The sequence below is a fragment of the Peribacillus sp. NPDC097895 genome (genome assembly GCF_050277555.1).
Classification (GTDB): domain Bacteria; phylum Bacillota; class Bacilli; order Bacillales; family DSM-1321; genus Peribacillus.
In genome coordinates this window covers 237690-262236 of sequence record NZ_JBNNSH010000004.1, presented here as the reverse complement: position 1 = coordinate 262236, position 24547 = coordinate 237690, and the positions used below count along the sequence as shown (strand labels likewise).

Genomic DNA, 24547 nt, shown 5'->3' with positions numbered 1-24547 from the left:
CGATCTACCTCAGCAGTTTTTTTTATTTTACAAATTATTATATGCACATAAATATTCTGTAAAGATATTGGATTCTGGTGCTAATAAATCTATGAATCATGAGGCTATTCCAAATAATTTATGTATGAATTCAATCCTGCCTAGAACAGACTTTACCCTTTGTAGAAGTTGTCCTTTTTTCAGCATATGCATCACCTCCACGCACAGATGAAACGTTTTTAATCCTAGCATGAACCGGACTCGCTTCTTTATAAAGCTTAATCTTGCTCCACTATGTTATTCAAGTACTTCTGTTGTCTAGGTTGCATACCATCAGGTATGCTTTTTCTTTTTTCAACTTTTTATTTCATACTTGGCAGGCTGTGGCGCAAGGTAAAGAAAGCTACGCACATGATGCCATGTTATTAGCTGGAAAAGCAATGGCATGTACCGCTATTTCGGCTCTTGAAAACCCAGAATTACTTGATAATGCTAAAAAAGAATTAGCTGAAAGACTCGATGGGGAAACTTATACATCCCTAATTCCAAAAGAGCTAACACCTCCGAAAAATAAACAAAAGGGGATCAAACAAAAATTGTTCAATTGGTAGTTTGATAAAGACAAAAATAAAAACACCATTTAAATGCATTACGGTGATCTATACCATAAGCAAGGCGTTTTTTGTAAAAATAAGCCTATTCGAGATTTGTTCTTGAATAGGCTTATTCAAGAAAATATTAAATGACTATAATAATGATTTCCCACTATTCCCCGCCGGAATCTTTAGAGTTTTCATCTGCAATATTTGGGGTCCATATTGCTAAGGGCAATTGAAACGGTAAAGGACATGAATCAGCACAATAAATGAAAGGTGCTGGAAGGTGCACCGTTGGACTTGTTTCAAAATCGTTGGCAGAAACATGTTTATGATGAAGACGGTAAGATCAATCAACAAATGATCGAATATCTAAAAAAGAAAGGCTATACCATCGCCCCATCTGAAAAACAAACTGCGTAACCAGATAAAATAACATAATACATTTACGTACTTCAAAAATTAGAATATGGAGTGCCTATTTGTTTTCATACAAAAAAGAGCTGCTAATCAGCTCCTGGTATTGAAGTAAAGTATCGTTACTTTAAGTACAATTTATCATGATCTTCTAATTCCTTTTTATTATTAAACTAATCCAGTTAAGCTGTAGACTAGAATAATTACAAATGCTGCTAGTGTCTTAAAAATTGTAATCACAAAGATGTCTCCATATGATTGTTTGTGTGTTAAGCCTGTAACCGCAAGTAAGGTAATAACAGCGCCGTTATGAGGTAACGAATCCATCCCGCCTGATGCCATCGCTATGACACGGTGCATTACTTCAGGAGGAATATTATATTGATTAATAGCTTGTATATACTTATCTCCCATCGCACTAAGCGCAATTCCCATTCCACCAGACGAAGAACCAGTAATTCCAGATAACACGTTTGTTGTAACGGCCCCATTTACAAGTGGATTCGTAAAAGTGTGTGAAATACCATCACGTACAGTTGCGAATCCAGGTAATGAAGCGATGACTCCACCAAATCCATATTCAGAAGCAGTATTCATAGCTGCTAGTAACGCTCCACCAATACTGGCATTAATGCCCTGTTGAAACCCTGTTGTAACACGGCCCCAATCGTAAGCAACTGTTGCAATAATACCTAAAATTAGAGCTAGTTCGACAGACCAAATACCTGTTACTGTCGCAAGATCTACTTTCCCAAACAAATCTAATCCTATCTTTGAAAAGTCAAATCCCTCTGGATACCATTTCGGAATAGACATAGTAAAAAATTTATTCGCCACACCCACTAAAACTAGCGGTATAAATGCAAATATTTGTCGTACTGGAGTTGTATTAACAGCTAAAGGAACTGGTAATGGATTGACTGTTTCTGCAGCAACTGCCGTTTCTCCTCCATCTCCATTAAATCCTAAATAACCTTCACCCGCCTCTTGAGCTTTTTTACGACGTCTTTCCAAGTAAATCATACCCATAGACAAAACGAAAATCGAACCAATAATTCCTAATATCGGTGCTGCATATATATCTGTCTTAAAATAAGAAGTAGGAATTACATTTTGGATTTGCGGTGTTCCCGGCAGCGCATCCATTGTAAAAGATAATGCTCCTAAAGCAACCGTCCCTGGAATAAGCCGTTTAGGAATATTGGCTTCTCGGAAAAGATTAGCAGCAAATGGATAAACTGCAAATGCAACGACGAATAGACTCACTCCACTGTAAGTTAATATGGCACACATTAGGACAACTGCTAAAATTGCTCTTTTTTTGCCGACTAGTTTCACAATCGTCTTGGCGATAGACTCAGCAATTCCCGACATTTCGACTAACTTTCCAAAAACGGCTCCTAACAAAAAGACAGGAAAGTAGTTTTTGATAAATCCAACCATCTTCTCCATAAAAATATTAGAGAAGAACGGCAAAACATAGCTGGGCTCTGTTAGAATGACAGCAAGTAACGCACAAAGTGGTGCAAAAAGAATGACAGAAAAACCACGGTAAGCAATAAACATTAATAGCCCTAAAGCAAGTATTATGATGATTAAATCCATTATTTCCCCCCCTATATCGCTTAAAACCTAGATGCATTTTCTTTCTTTTTCCGTAGGTTATTCAAATCACAAAAATGGATTGTCAAAGCTTCGTTAGTTGTAAATTGAATCACTCAGACATTCCTTTTACTTGTTTGTTAATAAAATTGTTTGTTTTGTAAGCGTTTTCCGAATTTTGTAAAATTTTAAAGTGTCTTGCGTGCGCCTTCCCCCATTAGCTGCACTTTCAGCAAAGTCAAATTCAAAAATAATGAGCATGCATTTTTTTGAAAAGAGAGGATGCATAAAAAGCTTATGTATCCTCTTTCACTTGTTAATTTATCTATCCTTTTACTTGTTATTAACCGGTACTTTTCCATAACGACGTACACGAAGAAGTGCTTGTTCAGCATGTCCAGCAAAATTCTCCAATTGGCAAAGGCGCGCAGCATATTCCCCAATCATGGCACTGGCGTCTTCCGCTACTTTTTGATAGGTAACAGTCTTCAAGAATTTACCGACCCATAAACCACCGGTATATCGTGCAGCACCTTTTGTTGGCAATGTATGATTTGTGCCAATGACTTTATCCCCATATGCAACGTTTGTTTCAGGTCCCAGGAATAGGCAGCCGTAATTAGTCATATTTTCCAGGAAGTAGTCCGGATTTTCCGTAAGAATTTCAACATGTTCAAATGCTAGTCGGTTTGCTTCAAGTACTGCTTCATCTATGGTATCAACCAGGATGATAACGCCATAATCCTCCCAAGAAACACGGGCCACGTCTGCTGTCTTAAGAACTCCCAATTGTCGCTCAATTTCAACAACAGTTTCTTCTGCTAGTTTACGAGAAGTGGTAATCAATGCCCCAGGCGATGTCGGACCGTGCTCCCCTTGCCCTAGAATATCCGTAGCAATCATTTCTGCATCAGCCGTTTCATCAGCTACGACTAGTGTTTCTGTAGGGCCGGCGAAAAGATCGATTCCCACGCGTCCGTATAGTTGTCGTTTTGCTTCAGCAACGAATGCATTACCTGGCCCGACGATCATATCAACGGATTTTATCGTATCAGTTCCGACAGCCATTGCAGCCATTGCTTGAATGCCACCGAGTATATAAATCTCATCGGCTCCCGCCATATGCATTGCAGCTACAGTTGCTGCTGGGATTTCCCCACCTATAGGAGGTGTGCATGCAATTACTCGTTTGACTCCAGCTACTTTAGCCGTTAATACACTCATATGGGCAGATGCTACCATTGGATATCGTCCACCAGGAATATAGCAGCCAACACTATCGACCGGAATATTTTTATGACCAAGGATTACACCAGGTAGTGTTTCTACCTCGATATCAATCATGGACTTCCTTTGCTCTTCCGCAAATCGCTTCACATTACTTTGTGCAAACTTTATGTCTTCAATGGTCTGATCAGGAACCTGGCTAATGATTTCTCCAATTTGCTCATCAGTTAATCGAAAGCTTTCTGGTGACCACTTATCGAATTTTTCAGATAATTCCCTAACTGCCGCGTCGCCTTCTTGCTCAATTTTTTGTATCGTTTGACGTACCGTATCGGATACTTGTGCGTCATTCTGTGCAATTTCTTCCTGTGCTTTACCTTGCTTTAAATAAGTTGCCATATAAATCCTCCTTGTTTTTAAAAACCTATGATTAAAACTTTCAAAATGCATACGTATGCATTTTTCAGTTAACTATCGCCCCATCCAGAAATGCATACGTATGCATTTGAATGGGGAAAATTAAAAATTTATGAAATCTTCTAAACATAGAATAAATAAATCGCTTTCATCTGTCAAGTTTTTTTAATAGTTTAAGATTTTGTTGTATTTCTTTCGATCAATCTCCCTGATACTAGAGTTGGTTTGGAATTGGAACCCTTTTGGTTCATTTCGATTAATAGAGTATTGATGGTTAATTCAATCATTTCATCGACAGGCTGTTCCCATGTAGTGAGCGAATAAGACGGCCATGAAGCCATTTGAATGTTATCAAATCCAACAATGGCAATATCCTCGGGAATGGATAAATTCAACGTTTTTGCAGCGTCTATTGCGCCTAAAGCGGTTATATCATTTGCTCCGAAAATGACCTCAGGCCGATTTTCTCGTGTCAATAACTTTAATGCGGCTTCATAGGCCCCATCATACGTATAGTCCCCTTCTTCAATGACCGGATCAATCCCTTTTGACTTTAAAAACTCACAAAATCCTCTTTGCCGATCTTGACTGGTCGATGTATTTTTCCGACCCGTAATGAAGGCTAATTTGCTGTACCCTTGTTCAAGCAGATATTCACCAATCCGCATACCAGCCGTATAATTATCACAGCTTACGGAGTGACAAGGAATGTCTTTACTGTATCGGTTAAATAAAATAACAGGTATGTTGTTTTCATGGAGATGGGAAACCACATTGGAGGACAAAAAGGCATCCGTTACAATAACACCTTCTACATTGTATTCAAGAAATTGGGCAATCTCCTCTTGTTGAATCTCATCATTTTCGGTATAAACAAACAATACATGATATCCCTTTTCGCGAAGCCCCTTAGAAAATTTCCCTAAAACTTCATGGTAAAACGGATTTTGGATATCTTTCATGGCTAGTCCAATCATATTGGATTTGTTCATAATCAATCCCCTGGCAAAAGCATTCGGCCGATAACCTAAAGTTGATGCGGCTTCCTTCACTTTTCTCTTGGTCTTTTCAGACACATTCGATCCTGGAGTAAACACACGCGAAACTGTTGACTGGGAAACATTAGCTAATTTCGCAACCTCCATCGCATTGACCGATTTTTTCTTCAAGAATCTTCCCTCCAAATATACGTGGATTATGAGTTTTATCATCATACTTTTATTATATATCTTTACCACTAACATCGCCAATTACCACAAATTATTATAAGTATTGTCATGAGATTAAAAGGGGGAACAAGTAATCTGGATGACTTGTTCTATTCCTTTTTTGTTTTGAGTACTATTTTGTTTTAGGGCACCTTGATGAAAGTCTTTTCTTATATCGAAATATACATAACCCTACTAGTAATTGCTACTTTTCATATATTTCAAGAGGCAACTCATCCGGATCGCAAAAAAATGTAAACTTTTTTCCTGTTAACTCATCAACACGGATAGGTTCGACTGGAATGTTTTCTTTTTCTAAATCTTCAATAGCTTGATGAATATCTTCCACTTCAAAAGCAAGATGTCTAAGCCCTCTTGCTTCTGGATAACTTGGACGATGGGGGCTATCAGGAAATGAGAACAATTCAAGCTGATATTCCCCTCCCACCATTAAATCTAATTTATAGGACTTCCTTTCTGCCCGATATGTTTCCTGCTTAATATCACAGCCTAAAATGTTTACATAGAAGTTTTTTGACTTTTCATAATCGGAACAAATTATAGCTACATGATGTATTTTTTTTACCTTCATTTGCTTCCTCCCTAAGATCATTGGTTATTTTTATAATCTAATTTTACCAAAGTTATACATTAATAAAAACTTAGATTTCAGTGCTTCCTTCGAACTCTACTGCATGATACTGGTACATCCATTTCCCTTTCACCAGATATAGGTCTTAACACTCCCCCATTTAGATTATTTAAGGAACGTGATTTTGCGATCTTATCCCTCTTTTTAGAAAGCGGCATTCGAGTAAACGAGTTATTCAACTTGAGGCTAAGAGACTTGTATTTAGAAGAAAAACAAATACACGTTTTACGTAAGGTTGGAAAAAAAGATGTAGTTGCAGTCTCTCCTCCGTCTATGCAGGACATAAAAGATTACCTAGCTGTGCGATGGGAACGTTATAGGGGCTCAAATGATTATACGACCTATGTATTCTTGACTAGGGTGAATGATTGTGCTATCCCTCTTTCCAACCGCGCCATCGAGGCTCTAGTAAAGAAATACACGAAGGCATTTAAGTCCAATAAATCCATGTCACCACACAAACTTAGGCACACCTATGGGACGAACTTAATGGAGCAGTCAGGAGACATCCATTTATTGATGACCAAACTTGTGGTCATACTTCAATCACAACGGCTGTCCTCTATACAAATCCTGAACAAGAGAAGGCTAAAAAGGCTGCGAAACTGCTGGGAGAGACAAGAATAAATTATTTTGAAAAGGATTAAATGAAAAAAGAGAAGATTTTTCTAGTCTTCTCTTTTTTATATTGAGTGTAACTTCGGAAATTTGCATTGATTTGGAAAAAGATACGGTATAAAATATTTATTAAATGCGAAAGTTCAAGATTAAAAAAACTTGCAGAAGGGTAGTCATTAGATTGCCCTTTTCGTAGTTTACAATTTTATTAGTTAACATAAGATAAATTATAGGGTTAATAGTACACAAAAAAATGCGTCTCAAAATGACAAGTAATCTTGTTGTAGTGAGACATAAAAAAACATTTACTTTTTCTTGAATCATTTTCTTTTATTGTAATGTATGTAAATCAATTTTCACCACCATCAAAGCCATCTTCACCATTAAAAGGAACCGAGTTTTTAGACGAAAATCTTGAATTGAATGATTTCAAAGAAAATGTTATTAATGGTATTATGATAGACGGCTTAGGAAAAGACTTTGTATCAACCAGCTTTGCTATTAGAAAAGGCGTGTTGGATACGAAGAAACTAATCACTATTTACACGTCAGGTTCATCTTTTCCAAAGGACTTATTAAAATATGCTGCCGATTTTGAAATGATTAAAAAAGACCGTTCTTAGTATGCTGAGCCAGGGATTTTATCTCTGGTTTTTTTTTATATGTCAGTCTTTCAACTAAATTAACATTATGTTGTAAGAGTGGATTTCAATATTTATCCCCTCTTTTTCAAAATGTGACACAAAAGTGATGTCTTTCCATGCTATGCTTTTAACAAACGAATAAGGAGCTGTAATATGATTAAAAAATATGCTGTCATTTTACTTGCTGGCTTAATGCTAATTGGTTGTTCTTCTCAATCGAATGTAAAGGTATCTAAAGGAAAGACATCTAAAGAAGAGTCAGGATTAAAAGATCCCGCAGACTCTTTTATATACGAAGCAAACAAAACTAAGCATACACAAACAGTGATACTTGAAATCGAGTCGAAATAAAATGAAAAAGAGCGACTGCATTTAATTAGCAATCGCTCTTTTAATTTACCTGGTCCTATAGTAGTTTTCAGCTGTGTAAATAGGCCAGCTCCAAAACGCTTCACCTTGTGAAATTATGTAGCGGTCTAAAAAGATTTCAAAATTAAGATTTAGAGATGAAAGCTCTGTAAACTCCAAAATATTAAGGTAATTTGGATCCCCATCCTTTAGTTTTTCTGTATCTAATATTAGATAACAATCATTCAACAGATGTGCAATCGGAATCCCGTTTTCATTTAAATAGTCAATTTCTTGATGTTCTTTTATTTCGTCTAAGCTAAACACCTCAAGACCATCGCCTAGTTTGTCACCGTCCTCACCGATTGACTCATATATTCTTGCTCCATTATGGAGTGTTAAGAACGCCTTGTAGTCTTCAGGAAGTTTGATACTATTTTCATTTTCAAACTTTTCAATTTCAGCTGTACCAGTTTCGGAATTAAAAGAACAAGTTATCTCTCTAACTTCCCCTTCGTATGATATTATTTTCATTTGGTCGTTGTTATTCAATAATTCTTTAAACCCAGATAGTGTGTTTTGTACAAAATGGCTCAATTCACTTATCCCTCCAAATTAAATTAATATGCTTTCCACCAAGGAGTAACTTGTTTTGTATGAAAGTCTTTAGGTATAGCAAATAGGTTGGACATCGAATTCGTTCCACCATATTCTAATGGCTTTTCATGATGTACATGAAGCTGCGTCCAATCCCATTTTGGATCTCCATATTGTTTGATATACCACTTTTGATAATCTTTATTTAGTCCACTCTTTCTTTTTGTTCTGTCCTTTAGTGGCACTACCTTTATATTAGCTTTTGTAGGAATCCACATAGATGTATTATTGTCTAAATTGGTGATTTCAGGATAAGGAACTGTCTTTTTATTAACTAATACCTCTTCTGTTACTCCGTTACTGGTTTGTGTCCCACTACCATTCCATGCCGCCGTAGTTCTTGAATGGGTTTGGTAAAAATTCGTAGTTTTATTATTGTAAGTCTTAGATGTTTTTTTGCCGATTTTTATTTCTGCACCTGTCCACTCTGTATCAAATTTAGTTACTTGAGTGTATTTACCATACTGATCATTACCCTGATAAAGTTTTGCACCCGTCCATATGTTCTTTGGTTTTTGTCCGGTCATCGCTACAATTTTACTCGAAACGGTAATAGTTTTTTTGGTAGAGTCAATTACTGTTAAGTGTTCTACTCTCAAGAAATTAACAGGTTTTTTAGCTTTAGCTGTCATTCCTTTATTATCTGATTTAAACTGTCCCTTTTTTGTATATATGGTAGTTTTCTTCTGATTTTTAAAATACTCTTTCTCTACTAATTTTTGAAATTCACGAGATTCTTTAGCGCTTAAGCTTCTCGTTGCCCCTATCTTATCTACTGCAAGGTCTTCATATACTGTCTCTTTAACTACTTCTGGGCTAGATACTTTAAAGCCTTGACTAGCGGCAGCGCTAGCGCTATCTCCACCTATAAATGGGAAGAACATGCTTAAAACAAAAACAAATGCTAACAAAACTCCGGTGAACTTCTTCAACTTTATCATACTCCTTTTTGTAAATTTTTCCTAACACTATATATTACGCCAAAATATTCCAAAAACCTTTTTGTTCTTCCAAATAAATACTTTTATTGTAGACTCTTGGACTATTTAGTAGAACTAAGTTGGGTATAGAGAAATGCTAAAGTTAAAGTTTGCACTATTTCACTCAAAGGGTTTTATTAAGAATGTAAGTTACCTCACAAGTTTTACCTTCATACCTCCCGAGAATCCAACTTGATTAAACCTACCTTTACCTTAGTTCGACATTTTATTTTCCTCCCTCACACATAGAAGAAGGCAGCCACCCCCGGCTGGCTTTTTCATTTTTTAATTAAAATAAGAAATAATTTACTTATTCTGGTATTATTCACATATAAACTTTAAGGGGGTTACAAAATTGATGTTGGGAGTTCCACTTCTTATTGCATGTGTTCCAGGGATTATAGCAATACTTTTGGCATGGTGGTTTAGAAAATTAAACCTCTCTTTATTTGTAAGGCTTTTACCAGGTATATTAACCTTTATAGCTTCAATTATTTTGTTTTACATAAGTTTTGTGTACATTAGGGGATTTGAAGGAGCAGCATATGGAATTCTAGCTTTCTTTTTACTTCCCTTTGCAATTGTGGCTTCAATTATTGCGAGTAAAAACAAAGGTGTCCAGAGCTGAGGTATTTACTTCAAATATCTATGAAAGTAGGAATATATACAATGAGTAAATCAAAAAAGAAAACAATTGGTGAAATGACAAACAGCCGGATGCGCTGGGCCTTTGATCCCTCCACTCATGTTATTAAAAACAAAAAAGGCAAAGGATCTTATAACCGGAAAAAAGAGCACTCCTATTAAGGATGCTCTTATTTTTTTCTTATTCGATTATTTCTTCATGTCGGTTAGGTAACTCAATCTCCCGTTCGTAAATGCTACTCGATTTCGTATGGGGTATGGGGAACCCCGTAATGTAGGAGAAGCAATGATTCAATTATATGATAAATCCTACCTAACGGAACCTAAATTTTACACATATTTCATAAGGGAAATAGAGAAATTAGAAGCTGAAAACCTTCTTACGAAAAAAGTTAAGGATAATTCTTTTTACTGAACACAAAAAGAGAGATTGCCTAGTTAGGTGATCTCTCATTCTTTATCGTCCGGTGGCTTGCCTTCTACAAAAGCCTTATATAACTTATCATTCATTTCCTTCGAAAACTTCCCGTCCTTACTTTGCAAAGCTTCATCGAGTAAGTCACGCTTATACCGACTAACTTCCTTGTTCATAAAGTCGAATACTTCTTCTTCGTTAATCCAGATTCGCTTATTAGGTGTTGGATTGCTTTTGAAAGCGGCTTCTTTTTTATCTTCCATGATTGGGCCTACCTTCTATTATATGTCACAGTCTCTCTTTGGCTCTACCATCTTCTTTTTCATCCCATATATACTACATTCCGGGATGAAATTATAAGTAATTAAAAAATTAATTCATTTTATATATTTAGTTAATTTAATAACATTAAGTTCTTCTAAAAAGCCTTTTTTAAAGTTAACAAAAACTGGCTAGGCTGAACAAAAACGTTTTCTAATTCTAAAAGACTGATAATAGTTTCAAATGGAATCTCTAAACTTTTTGAGTGGATCTGAAATTGTATAACCTTCAACATTTTGCTTTTCCGGATCAACCAGAACCAAAATCCTCTGCTCATCACAGCAAAGGATTTTTTTCTTCTAAATAGTATTATATAAACTTAATTATATTCTAAGTCCTTCTTCTTTACCTTAACGTACATGGTAAAATAAAGAGATAGTATAAGCAATTGGAGGTAACGCAGAAGATGACTCCTCAAACTGAAAAGACTGAATTAAACAAAACAAAAGATTTAGGAAAAGAAACTCAGAGGAGAAGCTTGTTAGAAACACTCACAGGAAGCAAATTATGGAAAGATGCTGCATTTATGCTAGCATTACTTACTTGCTTAGCTTATTTTGCTACTTATGCTTTTAGGGAAGGATATATGGGTTATTACCAATTAGGGGAAATTGCATCAGTAGAGATTACACCTTCAGATATTGCCTCTGCTATTTCTATGGGAGCTGTTCCGATCTTCATCCTAGCCATAACATATATCATTTTTACCTTTGTCCTAACAATATCAGGAACATTCTTTGATTTTTTAATTAGTCCTATTTCCCTTTCTATTTCTATTATTCTCTCCTTTAGTTATTTCCATAAGGAAAGCATCAACATGGATTTAATTGTGGAGGTTGTATTAATAGTTATTATTTTGTTTACCCTTAGAGTATTATCACAGTTTAAATGGTTTAAGTCTATTCCTTTCGTATCATGGTTCATTGATGATCTAATTAATGATATTAAAAAATTAATATCCAATTGGGATAGAGCTGTTTATCTAAAGTGGACGATTTTGAGTATTATTTTATTGTTAATATTTTATTATTTTTATGAGGTTGGATTTTCTGTCGCAGAAAGAAAAGATAGTTACTTGATTGTTAGGCAAGATAACTTAAGTTATGCCGTATTAGGGGAGCGTAAAGATAATTTGATTATTGCACCTGTGGATTTGATGAAAAAGACAGTTACTCCTAAGTATCTAATTATTGATGCAAAATCAACTGTAGAAAATCCTATTAATTTTGAAAGAATACATATAAAAGGTGGTTTAAAGGTAAAAGAATAACATTTCAAAAATCCAGTTAGCGTCCCCAACTGTAAAAGATCAATCAACTTTCGTAAGAAAAGGTATCTGCCCAAAAAGGTAAATGCTTCCTTTGGCTTGCTTCTTTCTATTATGTAGATTTATTTACTCAACCTTTCTTCATACTCCTCGACCAGTATACAAGTTAATGCAGGAACTTGCCCATAATAAAAAGACAAGTTTCACCTTAACTTTTAGTTTGATAGTCCAAAAGTTAAAACTTTTAGCAACTAGAATAAAGGGTATCACATTTCTTTTACGTCTATTTAATATAATCAAGGATTATGAGAAGTACAAACCCTTAGATTCCTGTTAAATCCAACAGTTTTTATAATACAACATAATATCCTTTATGTTGTATTTGGTATCATATATTACTTCTCAAATAGGGGAATCTAGGTTTAATAAATCTTATTTAGGTGGCGAACTGGAAATGATGGAGGAACGAGGCTTATCAATTGCTCACACAACGATTACGTTGGGTTCAACAGTATGGTCCTGAATTAGATGAGCGAATACGACGTCATCTTAAGCCAATCAATGATTCATGAAGAGTAGATGAAACGTATATCTAAGTAAAAGGTCAATGGATGTATCTGTATCGTGCAGTGGATTCCAAAGGAAACACGATTGATTTTTATCTCAGTAAAACAAGAAACAATAAGGCTGCAAAGCGCTTTTTCAAGAAAGCTTTACGGTCTTTTCATTTTTCTAAGCCTCGTGTCATGACGGTCGATAAGAATCCGGCTTATCCTATAGTAATTGAAGAGTTGAAAAAAGAGAAGCATACCTGATGGTATGCAACTTAGACAACAGAAGTACTTGAATAACATAGTGGAGCAAGATCATCGCTTTATAAAGTAGCGATTCCGTTCTATGCTAGGATTAAAAACGTTTCGAACAGCCAAACAAATCATCTGTGGAGTGGAGGTGATGCATATGCTGAAAAAAGGACAACTTCAACAAGGGGTAAAGTCTGTCCAAAGTGAGATTGAATTTATACATAAATTATTTGGAGTAGCCTCATAATTCATAGATGAAAAGGATATTGAGGTTCTATGTTCCTAACAGGTCATATTTGCACCAGAACCACAAGAAATACTCTATCGGTTGTTCAACTGAAAAATAAAGCACCCTTTGTCAACAATGACTTTAGGGTGCTTGGTTTTATAGGACGTGTTTTGGATTCTTTATTTACATTTGTATAAATTATAGAAAAAAGAAATTAAGGCAGTACATTACCTGCAGCACGATAGATGCCATACCACTCCTCGCGAGTAAGAAGGATATCACCTGACTTACAGCAATCCTTTAAACGGCCTTCATTCATCGTACCGATAACCGGTTGCATGTTTGCTGGATGACGCAATAACCACGCGATTGCGATGGTTGTGTTGCTTACTTCATATTTATTCGCGACTTCATCAATCTTTTGATTCAATTCAGGAAACTTGTCGTTACCTAGGAATACTCCCTCAAAGAACCCGTATTGGAAAGGGGACCATGGCTGAATGGTAATATCGTTCAGTCTACAATAATCAAGTATGCTACCATCTCTGTTCACAGCAGAATCATTTTCCATGTTCACATTAAATCCATTAGAGATCATATTTGCATTGGTAATACTTAATTGAAGTTGATTAGCAACGATTGTTTGCTTCACCGACTTCTTAAGTAATTCGATCTGCATTGGATTCTGATTGGAAACACCAAAGTGACGAACTTTTCCTGAACTTTCAAGAATATCGAAAGCCTCTGCCACTTCTTCTGGTTCAACCAAAGTATCCGGACGGTGTAGCAGCAGTATATCTAGGTAATCTGTATTTAATCTCTTTAAGCTTCCGTCAACTGATTCTAAAATATGTTCTTTTGAAAAGTCGAACATTCCTTCTCGAATACCGCACTTAGATTGCAAAAAAATCTTTTCACGAATATCATCGTTCATATGGATGGCTTCAGCAAATATTTCCTCGCATGTTCCACCCCCATAAATATCAGCATGGTCGAAGAAATTTGCACCTAATTCAAGCGCTGATTGGACAAAGTGCTCAGCCTCGGCCTTTTCCAGAGAATTAATGCGCATACAGCCGACTGAAACAACCGGCACCTCTAAAGTACTTTTTCCAAGTTTCATAGTCCGCATGATATATCCTCCTTGATTGTAATTTTGTAATTTCATATAACGCGTTTGAACTTTTCTTCCACGCTGGTGGCAAAAGTATATATATACGACAATGGAAAATTTGGCGTATGTATCCCTTATTGATTGTGACTCACAGGTACAGCGTTTTCAAGAAATTACTACGCAGTATTCAACCTTGTCCTCCATGCAGAAGGCAGTTGCTTTTTATAATTATTTAACTTTATTTTATAGATTATTTCCGTAAAGGGAATTAGTAATTATATCAATATAAGTTGGGATATTTTTATGGGCACTTTGGATATTCATTGCAACTAACTAATAACCTTATTCAACAATCGGGCGCTTTAATGAAGTAACTAAAGCCTAATTTCTCGGTGTTGAAAGCGAGAAATTAGGCTTTTTTATATTTGGATTTCCTTACCATTTTAAATCCGTATTTTCCTTTCCTGATGTTACTCCTTAGCGTAGGAAAAATCGGATTTTTTATCCTGAATTTCTCTTAGCGTATGTTTTCCGCGTTTTGTTGGTAGGACCCCTTGATTGCATATTACTCCAAACTTCTGTGAAATTCCCTTCATTAATTCTCAACCCAATTGCGTTTTTATAGCGCCCATAACAGCGCGATCAATCCATTAATCATCAGTGAGGAAGAAGGTCCCCGCTAATGGTTAGTTAAAACTTATAATGTCTCTATAAATCTCATAAATGCCACTGCACCTTCTTCATTGTGCTTAAACACACCAGCATCTTCTAAGCAACGTAAGAATTTCTTACCTACTTCTTCCTTAACGATTCTATTTACACTCTCTTTATCGATTTTGTGACGATATTTAACCTTTAACTCTTCTGCCCAGGTCATATGATGATGGGCGATGTTATGAGAAAGGTCTATTAAAAATTTTTCTACCTCAGCAAGTTCTGATTTCAAACGTGCTGGCAACACAGCTAATCCCATCACTTCTATCAGACCGATATTTTCCTTTTTGATATGATGTACATCATGATGCGGATGGAATATACCAAGCGGATGCTCAATGTTTGTTCGATTATTTCGAAGAACAAGATCTAATTCGTATAGATTATTTTTCTTCCTTGCAATTGGCGTAATTGTATTATGTTCTGTGTTATTAGTAAAGGCATGAATATCAACAGATCGATCGCTATAACCTTTCCACTTTTCTAAGATATATCCACCAGCTTCGACCAATGAATGGATATCCTCACTTCTCATTCGAATAACTGACATTGGCCATTTTAACACAGAAAATTTAACTTGAGGGTGGCTGTCTATATTAAAGGAAAACTCATCTTTCGCCTTGGACATAGCAAATTCATAGCGGCCGCCTTGATAGTGATCATGGGTTAAAATAGACCCGCCTACAATTGGCAAGTCAGCATTAGAACCAGTAAAATAGTGGGGAAACTTTTCTACAAACAGCAGTAAACGTAAAAAAGCTTCCTTGCAAATTTTCATATCACGATGTTCTTTTGATAACAAAATGCAGTGTTCATTGTAATATACATAAGGCGAATACTGTAGAAACCATTCCTCATTCCTAAGATTAAATCGTATCATTCTATGGTTAGATCGTGCAGGATGTCCTATTCTTCCCTCAAATCCTTCATTTTCAATACAGAGCAAACATTTAGGGTAATTTGTTTTAGTACCACCATCCGCTTTTTCTTTAGCAATTTGTTTTGGATCTTTCTCCGGTTTGGATAGGTTAATCGTAATCTCCAGTTCTCCGTACTCTGTGTTTACCCTATAACTGACATTCTTATTAATTCTCTTAGTTTGAATATAATTGCTATTCTTACTTAACTCATAGAAATAGTCAGTTGCATATTCAGTTTTTTCTTCATACCTTTCATAAAAGGTATGATTAATAACAGAAGGTTTTGAAATAAAGCAGTCCATCATTTTGCTGGCTAAAATTTCTTTAGCATCCAAAAAGTCTTCGATGATTTTTTGCTCACAAGCATAAGCAATTAGGGACTCTAAAATATCTGGAATTTCTGGAATCTCTCTTTCTGATACAATGGGCTCCCCTTCGAAAAAGTTGTCCATATTTAACAAGGAAAGGATTCGGTTTCTTACATATAACTCATCTTCCGGCTCGATCAGCTTCTTTTCCAGACCTTTATTAATCAGCTCTTGAATCAATTGATAAATATTCATAAACCTCTCCTTCCTTAATCCTCATACCCATTGGGTTATGTTTATGCCAGTTCCAAGCTTCTTCTATAATCTTGTAAACTGACGTACGTTTTGGATACCACCCTAAAATCTCTTGAGCTTTTGATGAAGACGCCACCAATTTGCTTGGATCCCCAGCTCTTCTTGTCCCTATCTTTTCCGGAATCGCACGTCCTGTCACTTCCCTTACGGCATTTATAATTTCTTTTACAGAGAATCCTTGATTGTTACCTAAATTAAAAATGTCGCTTTTTCCGCCATTTTGCAAATAATGAAGGGATAGAATATGAGCCTCTATTAAATCCTCAACGTGGATATAATCGCGAATACATGTGCCGTCAGGAGTATCATAATCCTCTCCAAAAATAGTAATCGACTCTCTCTTACCGAGGGGTACTTCTAATACGACAGGAATGAGATGAGTTTCCGGTGAGTGATCTTCTCCGATGGCACCATCTTCCCTGGCTCCTGCCACGTTAAAATAACGAAGGGATACATACCTTACCGTATGCCTCACTGCACCATTTCATCATTTTTTCCATGGCTAATTTTGTTTCTCCGTACGGGCTAGTTGGGCATGTTGGCATGTCCTCTGTAATCGGAACTTGAGTTGGCTCTCCATCTGTTGCAGCGGTAGAAGAGAAGACAATATGATTGGCTCCAATTTCATTCATCACTTCTAACAATATTTGAGTACCGTTTAAATTATTATCATAATATTTAAGAGGGATTTTTACAGATTCTCCAACTAATGAGTTCGCTGCAAAATGCATTACTCCATCAATATGTTCTTGTTCAAAAACTTCCCTTAAAAAGCTTTTATCACGAATATCTCCTTTATAGAATGCAGCTTTAGGATGAATAGCTTTTTCATGGCCCGTTTGCAAATTGTCTATGACGACTACATTGAAATTTTGTTCTATTAACTGGTAAACAGCATGTGAACCAATATATCCTGCGCCTCCAAGAACTAAAATACTCATACTAATTCTTCCCCTGTGATTTCTCTCGCTCCATCTCCGATATGAGCAACATAAAAGGTTGCTTCATAACCGATCTTTTCTTTATACAAACTGCCAACATCCATAATAAACTGATCTACTTGATCAGATTTTACAATCGCTATGGCACATCCGCCAAAACCGGCCCCTGTCATTCGGGCTCCGATTACGCCTTTTTGCTGCCAGACAGCTTCTACTAATGCATCTAACTCTTTTCCCGTTACTTCATAATCATCACGTAAAGAACGATGAGAATCATTCATTAATTCTCCGAATTTATATAAGTTACCGTTTTTTAACTCTTTCAACGCTTTAATCGTCCGGCAATTTTCATAAACGACATGCTTTACCCGTCTTCGAATCCCTTCATCCTCAATAACATTTTGATGACTGTTAAATAATTCTTCCGTTAATTCCCCAAGTGATGCAATATTTACATGTTCCTGCAGTTTTTTAAGCGCACACTCACATTCACTTTTTCGTTTATTGTACTTAGAGTCGGCTAATTCGCGCCGCTTATTCGTATTCATAATAATGATGTGGTAATTATTTAAATCAATAGGGGCATATTCAAAAGATAACGTCTGGCAATTTAAAAGCATTCCAAATCCTTTTTTTCCCATACCAATAGCAAACTGGTCCATAATGCCGCTATTGACGCCGATAAAATGGTTTTCAACTTTCTGACCGATTTTAACTAGCTCCACTCTGTCTATAGCCAGATTCAAGAGCTCCTGCACTGCAACACCAGTGACCAATTCAATCGAAGCAGAAGAGGATAAACCTGCACCATTAGGGATATTGCCGTAAACCAATATATCTAAACCGGTCTCAATTTCATAGCCACCCTCTCTTAAAAAGCGAATCATCCCTTTCGGGTAATTAGTCCAAGAATGCTTTGGGTCATATTGTAAGTTATCCAAGTGAAGCTGAATAAGCCCTTCTTCAGGAAAATTCACTGAATATAAGCGAATAAGTTTATCGTCTCGTTTGCTTGCTAAAGCATAAGTACCAAAAGTAATGGCACATGGAAATACATGCCCGCCATTATAATCAGTGTGTTCTCCAATTAGATTAATACGACCAGGTGCAAAAAATAAACGATAGTTGTTATGTTCAAACTTCTCTTGAAATAATGCTTCTAGTTCTTGTTGTTTCATAATAATACTTTAACTCCTTCCTCTGCTTCTCCTCAGATCATTAAACGATCGCTCTTTTTTTATTTTCTATATAAATCGGCACCTCTCCATTTGAGTGGTGTGTTCTGGACATTCTGTATCCAACCTCAAAGGTTCACCTATGCGGCTGGCTCCAACCCCGAAAGGGAGATGTGATCCAAATCTGATAATCCAAGGAAACATTAGGTTTAGTAAGTGGGCTTGCTCAAGGTTTTCCCACAATGTTAAAAGAAAAATCCCGGTATAAAACCGGACCTGAAGGATTATCCCTTTACACTTCCAGCCGCCAGTCCTTCGATAAAGAACCTCTGTAGGAATAGGAAGACAATAACCATCGGAAGCGACGCCATTAAAGCGGCTGCTGCAACCAGGTTAAGCTGGCTGGCATTTTGTCCAAAGAATCCTGCGAGTGCGACAGTCAATGTCTGCACACTTGAATCCTGAAGGAAGAAAATTGCAAACTGGTAGTCGTTCCAGATGTATACGGATGAGATAATCAATACTGTTGCTGTAATCGGTTTTAAGAGCGGAAATACCACTTTGAAAAATACACCAAGCGTGCTAGCGCCGTCTAGTTTTGCGGCTTCTTCCAGTTCTTTCGGAATGGTTGAACGGATAAAACCTGCATACAAGAAAATCGTCAATGGCATAAATGCCGCGACGTTGTTTAAAATCGCAACCAAATGCGTATTCATGAGTCCGATATCGACAACAAGGCGGTACAATGGAACAAGTGCTGTAAGTGGAGGGATAACCATAACTCCTACAAACAGCAAATACATGTATTTGTTTAGCTTTGTTGTTCTTCTTGCCAGTGCATATGCTGACATTGAGCCGAAAAAGATGAGAAGCACTGCAGAGAAGATTGTAATAATTGCCGTGTTTACAAATGCATTTCCGAGATTAGCTTGTTCCCAGGCGAGCACGAAGTTTTCTGTGTCAAAGTAATCGGGAAAAGACCATTTGGATGTGAAATCGTCCGTCTTTTTTAAGGACGTCGTGATTAAAATATAAAATGGGATCAGGTGAAACGCAGTGATCAACAGCGCCAGTCCGGTCAACAGCCATTTTGTCCGTGATGAAAGTTGCCCCATTAAGCTTCAACCTCTTTTCTTTTAAAGTAGAAAAGTGCCGCCATACTGATGAATAAAATAATCAAAGCCATCAATATCCCTTGCGTTGCGGCGTATCCCGCATCCTGTCTTGAAAAATACAAGTTATACATAAATGTCGACATCGACTGAGATGCATTTCCCGGCCCGCCGTTCGTCAATGCAACGATTACATCAAACAGCTTTAATCCGCCGATAATGTTCAGTACCATATTAATTGTGATCGAAGGCATTAATAGAGGAATGGTAATGTTTTTAAACTTTTGCCAGCCAGTCGCCCCATCAATATCCGCTGCTTCAAAGTAATCTTTTGAAATGCTTTGCAAGCCAGCAAGATAAATAATCATCGCAATGCCAACAAACTGGAACGTGTTAACGAATACAATTATGTAAGGATTGACCGCTGGATTGCCGAGTGCATTAATTGGCTCTTTGCCGAAAAACATAATAATATCGTTTAACGCACCGCCCTGGAATGCAAAGAAGAAATACCAGATGTACCCCATAATAAGTGGGCTGATAATAACAGGCAAATAAATGATCGTTCTCGTAAAGGATCGTACTTTTAAATTGTGATTGAGCAATAAAGCGTATCCAAGTCCAACGATGTTTTGTAAAATCGTGCTGCCGATGCCAAAAAGCAATGTATTTTTTACTACTAGCCATGTATCAGGGTCGGCAAACATCCGCTTATATTGATCAATCCCAACGTAGTCATACGTCTGCGAGAAGCCGTTCCAGTTTGTAAATGAAATCCTGATGCCGTCCAAGAACGGATAGATAATAAACAAAAACACAATTAGTACACTTGGCAGATACATCCACCACAGTGACGATTCCCGCCTGCTTTTTTTCATTTTTCGACTCGTCGTTTTCGTTTTTTCAGATGCCTTCGTTAGCACTACAGCCATTTTTATCCAGCTCCTTTTTCTAAGCGATTGGAGAAAAGGAGCTGGTGCCCGCTCCTTTTCCCGATGCTGTTATTTCCCTCTTAAACGTGTGTATTCCTGTGCCATTTTTTCAGAAACCTGTTCTGGCTTCATCGTCCCGGCAATAAGTTCTTGTCCGGTTGAACCCATTGGATCCCACATACCGCTTGGCAAATACTCGCGATCAAAGTAAGGATGAATCTGTGTTCCTTTATATTGTTTATAAAATTCCGCAAAGTAGTTGTCTGCTTCTACATTTGTCAACGCTGATGGAAGAGACGTACCTTCCGCGAACTTTTTCGCTACTTCCGGCTGGGCAATATACTTGATAAATTGCTTTGCTTCTTCGAGATGCTCCGATTTTTTCGATACAGCAAGGGTCAGTCGTTCGCCCCCGATCCAGCTTGGTGAATCGCCTTGATGAATAGCCGGAACCGGCATTGTGCCAACTTTCACTTCCGGATTCAGCCCCGTTACTTCACGGCCAATCGAACCGTTCAGCATCGTAAACGCAATTTTATTTTGTGCCATCAATTCAGCCCCCTGTGTTACCTGGGCTGTCAGCACGTCTTTATTCAGCAGTCCTTTATCATTCATTTCTTTCAGCTTTTCAGGAAGATACGTGTAGTTGGACCAGTCAAAGGAACCGTCCAAAAGCTCTTTTTTATAGCTGTCTTCTTTATCGGTGATAAGGAGCGGCGTTGAAAATTGATCAAAATATTGGCCAAATTGGCTTTTATCTGATCCGCCCAACCAAAATGGAACCACTTCTCCATTGCTTTTTTCTTTAACGGCTTCAAGTGCCGCCATGAATTCATCGAATGTTGAAGGTGCTTCAATGCCATATTCATCTAACAAGGTTTTGTTGTATGACAATCCATCCAGAGCCTGGTTAATAGGATAGGCGTGAAGTTTTCCTTCATCGTCCGTCAAAATAGGCTTCATAGCCGGATCCAAGTTTGCTGCCCATTCCATATCACCTAAATCTTCAGTGTATTCCCCATACCGGCTTTTTGCCCATCCGTGCGTATCAAATAAGTCCGGCATATCGTCCGCTGCCATTTTAACGCGTGCAAGGTCTTCATAACCGTCCCCCGGGTATGTATCTTCAATATCAATATTTGGATTTTCTTTCTCGAAATCCGCTACGATTTCTTTAAAAGTATCCATGTCCGCTTTTACCGTTGCCGTGGACATGAGTGTTAATTTAACTTGACCGCCGCTTTCTCCTCCGCCATCCACGCTGTTATTTCCACAGGCTGTCAGTGCCATAATTGCTGATAAAGAAAGTACAGATAATGCCATTCGTTTTTTCATGGATTTCCCTCCGATTGTAAATGAATATCTTTAAGTGAATGATTTTCTGCCCGCTTCTTTTGCTTTACACCGCAGCTTTCCCGGACCATTAAAGTGGTTGGAACCATAATTTTTACGGGCATTTCCCGGCCTTCTAGCCTATCAAGCATCATTTTGACGCCAAACCGCCCCATTTCTTCTGTAGGGATTTTCACAGTTGTCAGCGGCGGTGTTGTAAATTGGGCCATTTCGATATCGTTAAAACTGACGATTGCTACATCTTCCGGGACCCGGATATTTGCCTCCTGGAGCGCTCTTATGGCACCAATCGCCATAGAGTCACTCGCGATAAAAAATGCTTCTGGCAAGCTGCCCTTTTCAACCGCTTCTTTCATTAAATCGTAGCCGGACTGAATTGAATATTCTTTTACAAACAGCAAATCCGGATCATAGGCATTTCGTTGCTTCATTTTGCTTTCATAAACGGATTTGCGCGCATCAGGTGTATAAATCTTCTTCAATGCCTGTGCATCTTCAACGGATATTCGTTCTGTCCCTCCAATATAGCCAATTCGCCTGTACCCATAATCTCCCAAATGATCCATCGCCAAGCTGGCTGCCTTTTCATAATCAAAGATGATTGAATCGAATTGATCTTTATGCGCGTCTTGGTTAATAAGAACAATATTGCGGTTATAGTCGTAAATTGATTCAAGAATATGAGCGTCTATCCGTCCAACAACAACCAATCCGTCCAGTTCTGAAAGTTCTTCTTTTGCTTTGACCATATGCTGAAGGCGAATTAACTTTAACGATGTGATTCCCCTGTCAGCACTTTCTTTTTCAATGCCTTCCCTAATGGACTGCCAGTAAGGATCTCTTGCTTCTTCCTCTTGTGACTGAAGCAGTACCATTCCAATTTTTATATCTTCTTTTTTAACTGCTTCTTTTTGATGGACCTGATTTTGCATGCGCCTGCTTTTGACCGTCTGGTAATTTAACTCTCTGGCCATCTGGAAAACTTTTTTTTTAGTTTCTGGTGAAGCAGAAAGTGTTTCATCATGATTTAAGACTCGCGACACAGTGGCAGCGGATAAATTCGTTTGCTTGGCAATATCTTTTATTGTTGCCATAAGACTTCCCTCATTTTTAGTAAAATTTACTGAATAAAATGAGTGTAGCACGGAAAGTTAGCGCTTACAATAATACACACTGAATATTCAGTTATTAGATACCAGACATTTTTACTGTCTGATAGCTTGTATATTCGTTTTATATTCCGGAAGCATCTCACCATGCGCTTCAATTAAGTCGTCACACATGCAGATAATATCATCCATGGAAAGCTCTGCCGCTGTATGCGGATCAAGCATTGCTGCCTGATAAATTTTTTCCGTTAATTTTGTCATAGCCGCTTCAATGGTCAATAGCTGTGTATTAATATTAGAGCGGTTCAACGCCGCAAGCTGTTCCGGAAGTTCACCCACATAAGCTGGTGTAATACCATTTCGATTCGCAATACAAGGCACTTCTACAACTGCTTTTTCCGGCAGATTGGAAATGAGGCCGCCGGTATTTAACACGTTGCCGCCAAATACGAATGGTTCGTTCGTTTCCATCGCTTCGATAATGCGCGATCCATATTCTTTGGAGCGTTCATGCGTCAAGTATTGGTCATTCATCAGCTCTTCTTTCGTTCTTAACCAATTGGTAATTTGTTCTTCACATCGACGCGGATATTCATCAAGGGGGATATTGAATCGGTCAATTAATTCAGGATATTTACCTTTGATGAAGAAAGGATGATATTCCGAATTATGTTCAGAAGATTCCGTCACATAGTATCCGAATTTGTCCATTAGCTCATAGCGGACCATGTCGTGATGCTTTGATTTTTGCTTTTCTTTCGCCCGTTTCTTAATTTCAGGATATAAATCCTTGCCGTTAGATTTGATTTCAAGCAGCCATGCCATATGATTAATACCGGCAATACGTTCTTCAATGTTTTCATATGGTATATCAAGATCTTTTAGTAAATCGCTTGTACATACTTGAACGCTATGGCATAAGCCAACCATTTTCACATTTGTATGCCGTGAGACAGCTCCAGTTAGTGTGGCCATCGGATTTGTGTAATTTAAGAGCCATGCATCCGGGCAAACTTCTTCTATATCTTTGGCAACTTCCAGCATAACTGGAATCGTACGTAGCGCACGGAACAGTCCCCCAATTCCAATTGTGTCAGCAATTGTCTGACGAAGGCCATACTTTTTCGGAATGTCAAAATCAATAACTGTACTTGGCTTGTAACCTCCAACTTGAATGGCGTTGATCACATATTTTGCACCATGCAATGCTTCTTTTCGATCTGTGTATGTCTTGATTGTAACACCGGCATTTAATGTTCTTTTCAAAGCATTGAGTAATACCCCTGATTCTGAAAGACGGTCGGAATCGATATCGAACAAAGCAAATTCAAAATCCTGAAGAGCAGGAGACAACATGCAGTCACCCAATACGTTTTTGGTAAAAATGGTACTTCCTGCGCCGATGAATGTAATTTTTTTCATTTGTCTTCCTCCATTAAAAGTTAGTGTTGAAAATTTAGTAAATTTTAATTAACATATTGTTAAATAAATAATACAGCGCTTCCATTTTCCAGGCAATGGTAAATAAA

At 37.4% G+C, this 24547-nt stretch carries 23 protein-coding genes and 3 pseudogenes; 9 read left to right on the top strand and 17 right to left on the bottom strand.

The features are described from left to right. Positions 1-96 precede the first annotated feature (96 nt). Positions 97-341: pseudogene (locus tag ACQKMH_RS20370) on the bottom strand (IS6 family transposase); the annotation flags it as partial. 21 nt (positions 342-362) lie between these two features. Between ACQKMH_RS20370 and ACQKMH_RS20365 the strand changes: the two are divergent. Together ACQKMH_RS20365 and ACQKMH_RS20360 are read left to right on the top strand one after the other, a co-directional pair. Beyond that, a complete protein-coding gene (locus tag ACQKMH_RS20365) occupies positions 363-590 on the top strand; it encodes a hypothetical protein (RefSeq protein WP_427589215.1) in 228 nt (75 codons plus the stop codon). A gap of 279 nt (positions 591-869) precedes the next feature. After that, on the top strand, positions 870-998 hold the full coding sequence (locus ACQKMH_RS20360; protein WP_427589214.1) for a hypothetical protein: 129 nt from the start codon (positions 870-872) through the stop codon (positions 996-998). A gap of 162 nt (positions 999-1160) precedes the next feature. Here ACQKMH_RS20360 and ACQKMH_RS20355 read toward each other — a convergent pair whose 3' ends face one another. From ACQKMH_RS20355 to gloA2, 4 genes are all read right to left on the bottom strand, one after another. Further along, positions 1161-2597, bottom strand: coding sequence for a GntP family permease (locus ACQKMH_RS20355; protein WP_427589213.1), 1437 nt, complete (start codon positions 2595-2597; stop codon positions 1161-1163). A 330-nt stretch (positions 2598-2927) separates the two neighbouring features. Further along, positions 2928-4220 (bottom strand): histidinol dehydrogenase, encoded by a 1293-nt coding sequence (gene hisD / locus ACQKMH_RS20350; protein WP_427589212.1) that lies wholly within the window; start codon positions 4218-4220, stop codon positions 2928-2930. A 191-nt stretch (positions 4221-4411) separates the two neighbouring features. After that, on the bottom strand, positions 4412-5407 hold the full coding sequence (locus ACQKMH_RS20345) for a LacI family DNA-binding transcriptional regulator (protein ID WP_427589211.1): 996 nt from the start codon (positions 5405-5407) through the stop codon (positions 4412-4414). A gap of 244 nt (positions 5408-5651) precedes the next feature. Continuing rightward, positions 5652-6038 carry an SMU1112c/YaeR family gloxylase I-like metalloprotein gene (gloA2, locus tag ACQKMH_RS20340; protein ID WP_427589210.1) on the bottom strand — a complete coding sequence of 129 codons (387 nt, stop codon included), beginning with the start codon at positions 6036-6038 and terminating at the stop codon, positions 5652-5654. Positions 6039-6137: 99 nt separating this feature from the next. Between gloA2 and ACQKMH_RS20335 the strand changes: the two genes are divergently transcribed. The 3 genes from ACQKMH_RS20335 (at position 6138) to ACQKMH_RS20325 (ending at position 7711) form a co-directional block, all read left to right on the top strand. Then, entirely contained in the window at positions 6138-6725 is a 588-nt protein-coding gene (locus ACQKMH_RS20335) for a tyrosine-type recombinase/integrase (RefSeq protein ID WP_427589373.1), read from the top strand. 410 nt (positions 6726-7135) lie between these two features. Continuing rightward, positions 7136-7339 carry a hypothetical protein gene (locus ACQKMH_RS20330; RefSeq protein WP_427589209.1) on the top strand — a complete coding sequence of 68 codons (204 nt, stop codon included), beginning with the start codon at positions 7136-7138 and terminating at the stop codon, positions 7337-7339. Between the two features lie 174 nt (positions 7340-7513). Continuing rightward, positions 7514-7711 (top strand): hypothetical protein, encoded by a 198-nt coding sequence (locus ACQKMH_RS20325; RefSeq protein WP_427589208.1) that lies wholly within the window; start codon positions 7514-7516, stop codon positions 7709-7711. A gap of 45 nt (positions 7712-7756) precedes the next feature. On the opposite strand, the gene ACQKMH_RS20320 is transcribed toward ACQKMH_RS20325, so the two are convergent. Continuing rightward, positions 7757-8305 carry an SMI1/KNR4 family protein gene (locus ACQKMH_RS20320; RefSeq protein WP_347941999.1) on the bottom strand — a complete coding sequence of 183 codons (549 nt, stop codon included), beginning with the start codon at positions 8303-8305 and terminating at the stop codon, positions 7757-7759. A gap of 23 nt (positions 8306-8328) precedes the next feature. Next, a complete protein-coding gene (locus ACQKMH_RS20315) occupies positions 8329-9297 on the bottom strand; it encodes an HNH endonuclease signature motif containing protein (protein WP_427589207.1) in 969 nt (322 codons plus the stop codon). A 406-nt stretch (positions 9298-9703) separates the two neighbouring features. Here ACQKMH_RS20315 and ACQKMH_RS20310 point away from each other — a divergent pair, with 406 nt between their 5' ends. After that, positions 9704-9973, top strand: a complete 270-nt coding sequence (locus tag ACQKMH_RS20310; RefSeq protein WP_427589372.1) for a YesK family protein — start codon at positions 9704-9706, stop codon at positions 9971-9973. A gap of 41 nt (positions 9974-10014) precedes the next feature. Next, positions 10015-10152: an alternative ribosome rescue factor ArfA gene (gene arfA / locus ACQKMH_RS20305; protein ID WP_427589206.1), complete on the top strand. Its 138-nt coding sequence runs from the start codon at positions 10015-10017 to the stop codon at positions 10150-10152. A 288-nt stretch (positions 10153-10440) separates the two neighbouring features. Here arfA and ACQKMH_RS20300 read toward each other — a convergent pair whose 3' ends face one another. Beyond that, positions 10441-10668, bottom strand: coding sequence for a hypothetical protein (locus ACQKMH_RS20300; protein WP_427589205.1), 228 nt, complete (start codon positions 10666-10668; stop codon positions 10441-10443). A 464-nt stretch (positions 10669-11132) separates the two neighbouring features. On the opposite strand from ACQKMH_RS20300, the gene ACQKMH_RS20295 reads away from it, so the two are divergent. Both ACQKMH_RS20295 and ACQKMH_RS20290 read left to right on the top strand, forming a co-directional pair. Beyond that, entirely contained in the window at positions 11133-11996 is an 864-nt protein-coding gene (locus ACQKMH_RS20295) for a hypothetical protein (protein WP_427589204.1), read from the top strand. 445 nt (positions 11997-12441) lie between these two features. Continuing rightward, positions 12442-13043 (top strand): annotated as a pseudogene (locus tag ACQKMH_RS20290) (IS6 family transposase); the annotation flags it as partial. A gap of 196 nt (positions 13044-13239) precedes the next feature. Here the strand turns inward: ACQKMH_RS20290 and ACQKMH_RS20285 are convergent. The 9 genes and pseudogenes from ACQKMH_RS20285 to ACQKMH_RS20245 all read right to left on the bottom strand — a co-directional run bounded on the left by ACQKMH_RS20285 (position 13240) and on the right by ACQKMH_RS20245 (position 24440). Continuing rightward, entirely contained in the window at positions 13240-14157 is a 918-nt protein-coding gene (locus ACQKMH_RS20285; protein WP_427589203.1) for an aldo/keto reductase, read from the bottom strand. 679 nt (positions 14158-14836) lie between these two features. Then, positions 14837-16336 (bottom strand): UDP-glucose--hexose-1-phosphate uridylyltransferase, encoded by a 1500-nt coding sequence (gene galT, locus ACQKMH_RS20280; RefSeq protein ID WP_427589202.1) that lies wholly within the window; start codon positions 16334-16336, stop codon positions 14837-14839. Next, positions 16302-17337: pseudogene (gene galE, locus ACQKMH_RS20275) on the bottom strand (UDP-glucose 4-epimerase GalE). The gene galT and the pseudogene galE overlap by 35 nt, the downstream one beginning before the upstream one ends. Beyond that, positions 17334-18515, bottom strand: coding sequence for a galactokinase (locus ACQKMH_RS20270; protein ID WP_427589201.1), 1182 nt, complete (start codon positions 18513-18515; stop codon positions 17334-17336). The pseudogene galE and the gene ACQKMH_RS20270 overlap by 4 nt, the downstream one beginning before the upstream one ends. 281 nt (positions 18516-18796) lie before the next feature. After that, positions 18797-19627 carry a carbohydrate ABC transporter permease gene (locus ACQKMH_RS20265; protein WP_427589200.1) on the bottom strand — a complete coding sequence of 277 codons (831 nt, stop codon included), beginning with the start codon at positions 19625-19627 and terminating at the stop codon, positions 18797-18799. Continuing rightward, complete coding sequence (locus tag ACQKMH_RS20260; protein ID WP_289327283.1) at positions 19627-20502, bottom strand: carbohydrate ABC transporter permease; 876 nt, start codon at positions 20500-20502, stop codon at positions 19627-19629. Before ACQKMH_RS20260 ends, ACQKMH_RS20265 begins: the two co-directional genes overlap by 1 nt. A 123-nt stretch (positions 20503-20625) precedes the next feature. Further along, positions 20626-21891, bottom strand: coding sequence for an extracellular solute-binding protein (locus ACQKMH_RS20255; RefSeq protein WP_427589199.1), 1266 nt, complete (start codon positions 21889-21891; stop codon positions 20626-20628). Then, a complete protein-coding gene (locus tag ACQKMH_RS20250) occupies positions 21888-23003 on the bottom strand; it encodes a LacI family DNA-binding transcriptional regulator (RefSeq protein WP_427589198.1) in 1116 nt (371 codons plus the stop codon). The genes ACQKMH_RS20255 and ACQKMH_RS20250 overlap by 4 nt, the downstream gene beginning before the upstream one ends. Before the next feature lie 111 nt (positions 23004-23114). Further along, entirely contained in the window at positions 23115-24440 is a 1326-nt protein-coding gene (locus tag ACQKMH_RS20245) for an alpha-glucosidase/alpha-galactosidase (protein WP_427589197.1), read from the bottom strand. Positions 24441-24547: the final 107 nt, after the last annotated feature.

Excerpts from the sequence above, each read along its gene's own strand:
- ACQKMH_RS20355 (WP_427589213.1), bottom strand. The coding sequence starts at position 2,597 with ATGGATTTAATCATCATAATACTTGCTTTAGGGCTATTAATGTTTATT.
- hisD (WP_427589212.1), bottom strand. The coding sequence starts at position 4,220 with ATGGCAACTTATTTAAAGCAAGGTAAAGCACAGGAAGAAATTGCACAG.
- gloA2 (WP_427589210.1), bottom strand. The coding sequence starts at position 6,038 with ATGAAGGTAAAAAAAATACATCATGTAGCTATAATTTGTTCCGATTAT.
- ACQKMH_RS20325 (WP_427589208.1), top strand. The coding sequence starts at position 7,514 with ATGATTAAAAAATATGCTGTCATTTTACTTGCTGGCTTAATGCTAATT.
- ACQKMH_RS20310 (WP_427589372.1), top strand. The coding sequence starts at position 9,704 with ATGTTGGGAGTTCCACTTCTTATTGCATGTGTTCCAGGGATTATAGCA.
- arfA (WP_427589206.1), top strand. The coding sequence starts at position 10,015 with ATGAGTAAATCAAAAAAGAAAACAATTGGTGAAATGACAAACAGCCGG.
- ACQKMH_RS20300 (WP_427589205.1), bottom strand. The coding sequence starts at position 10,668 with ATGGAAGATAAAAAAGAAGCCGCTTTCAAAAGCAATCCAACACCTAAT.
- ACQKMH_RS20295 (WP_427589204.1), top strand. The coding sequence starts at position 11,133 with ATGACTCCTCAAACTGAAAAGACTGAATTAAACAAAACAAAAGATTTA.
- ACQKMH_RS20285 (WP_427589203.1), bottom strand. The coding sequence starts at position 14,157 with ATGCGGACTATGAAACTTGGAAAAAGTACTTTAGAGGTGCCGGTTGTT.
- galT (WP_427589202.1), bottom strand. The coding sequence starts at position 16,336 with ATGAATATTTATCAATTGATTCAAGAGCTGATTAATAAAGGTCTGGAA.
- ACQKMH_RS20270 (WP_427589201.1), bottom strand. The coding sequence starts at position 18,515 with ATGAAACAACAAGAACTAGAAGCATTATTTCAAGAGAAGTTTGAACAT.
- ACQKMH_RS20265 (WP_427589200.1), bottom strand. The coding sequence starts at position 19,627 with ATGGGGCAACTTTCATCACGGACAAAATGGCTGTTGACCGGACTGGCG.
- ACQKMH_RS20260 (WP_289327283.1), bottom strand. The coding sequence starts at position 20,502 with ATGAAAAAAAGCAGGCGGGAATCGTCACTGTGGTGGATGTATCTGCCA.
- ACQKMH_RS20255 (WP_427589199.1), bottom strand. The coding sequence starts at position 21,891 with ATGAAAAAACGAATGGCATTATCTGTACTTTCTTTATCAGCAATTATG.
- ACQKMH_RS20250 (WP_427589198.1), bottom strand. The coding sequence starts at position 23,003 with ATGGCAACAATAAAAGATATTGCCAAGCAAACGAATTTATCCGCTGCC.
- ACQKMH_RS20245 (WP_427589197.1), bottom strand. The coding sequence starts at position 24,440 with ATGAAAAAAATTACATTCATCGGCGCAGGAAGTACCATTTTTACCAAA.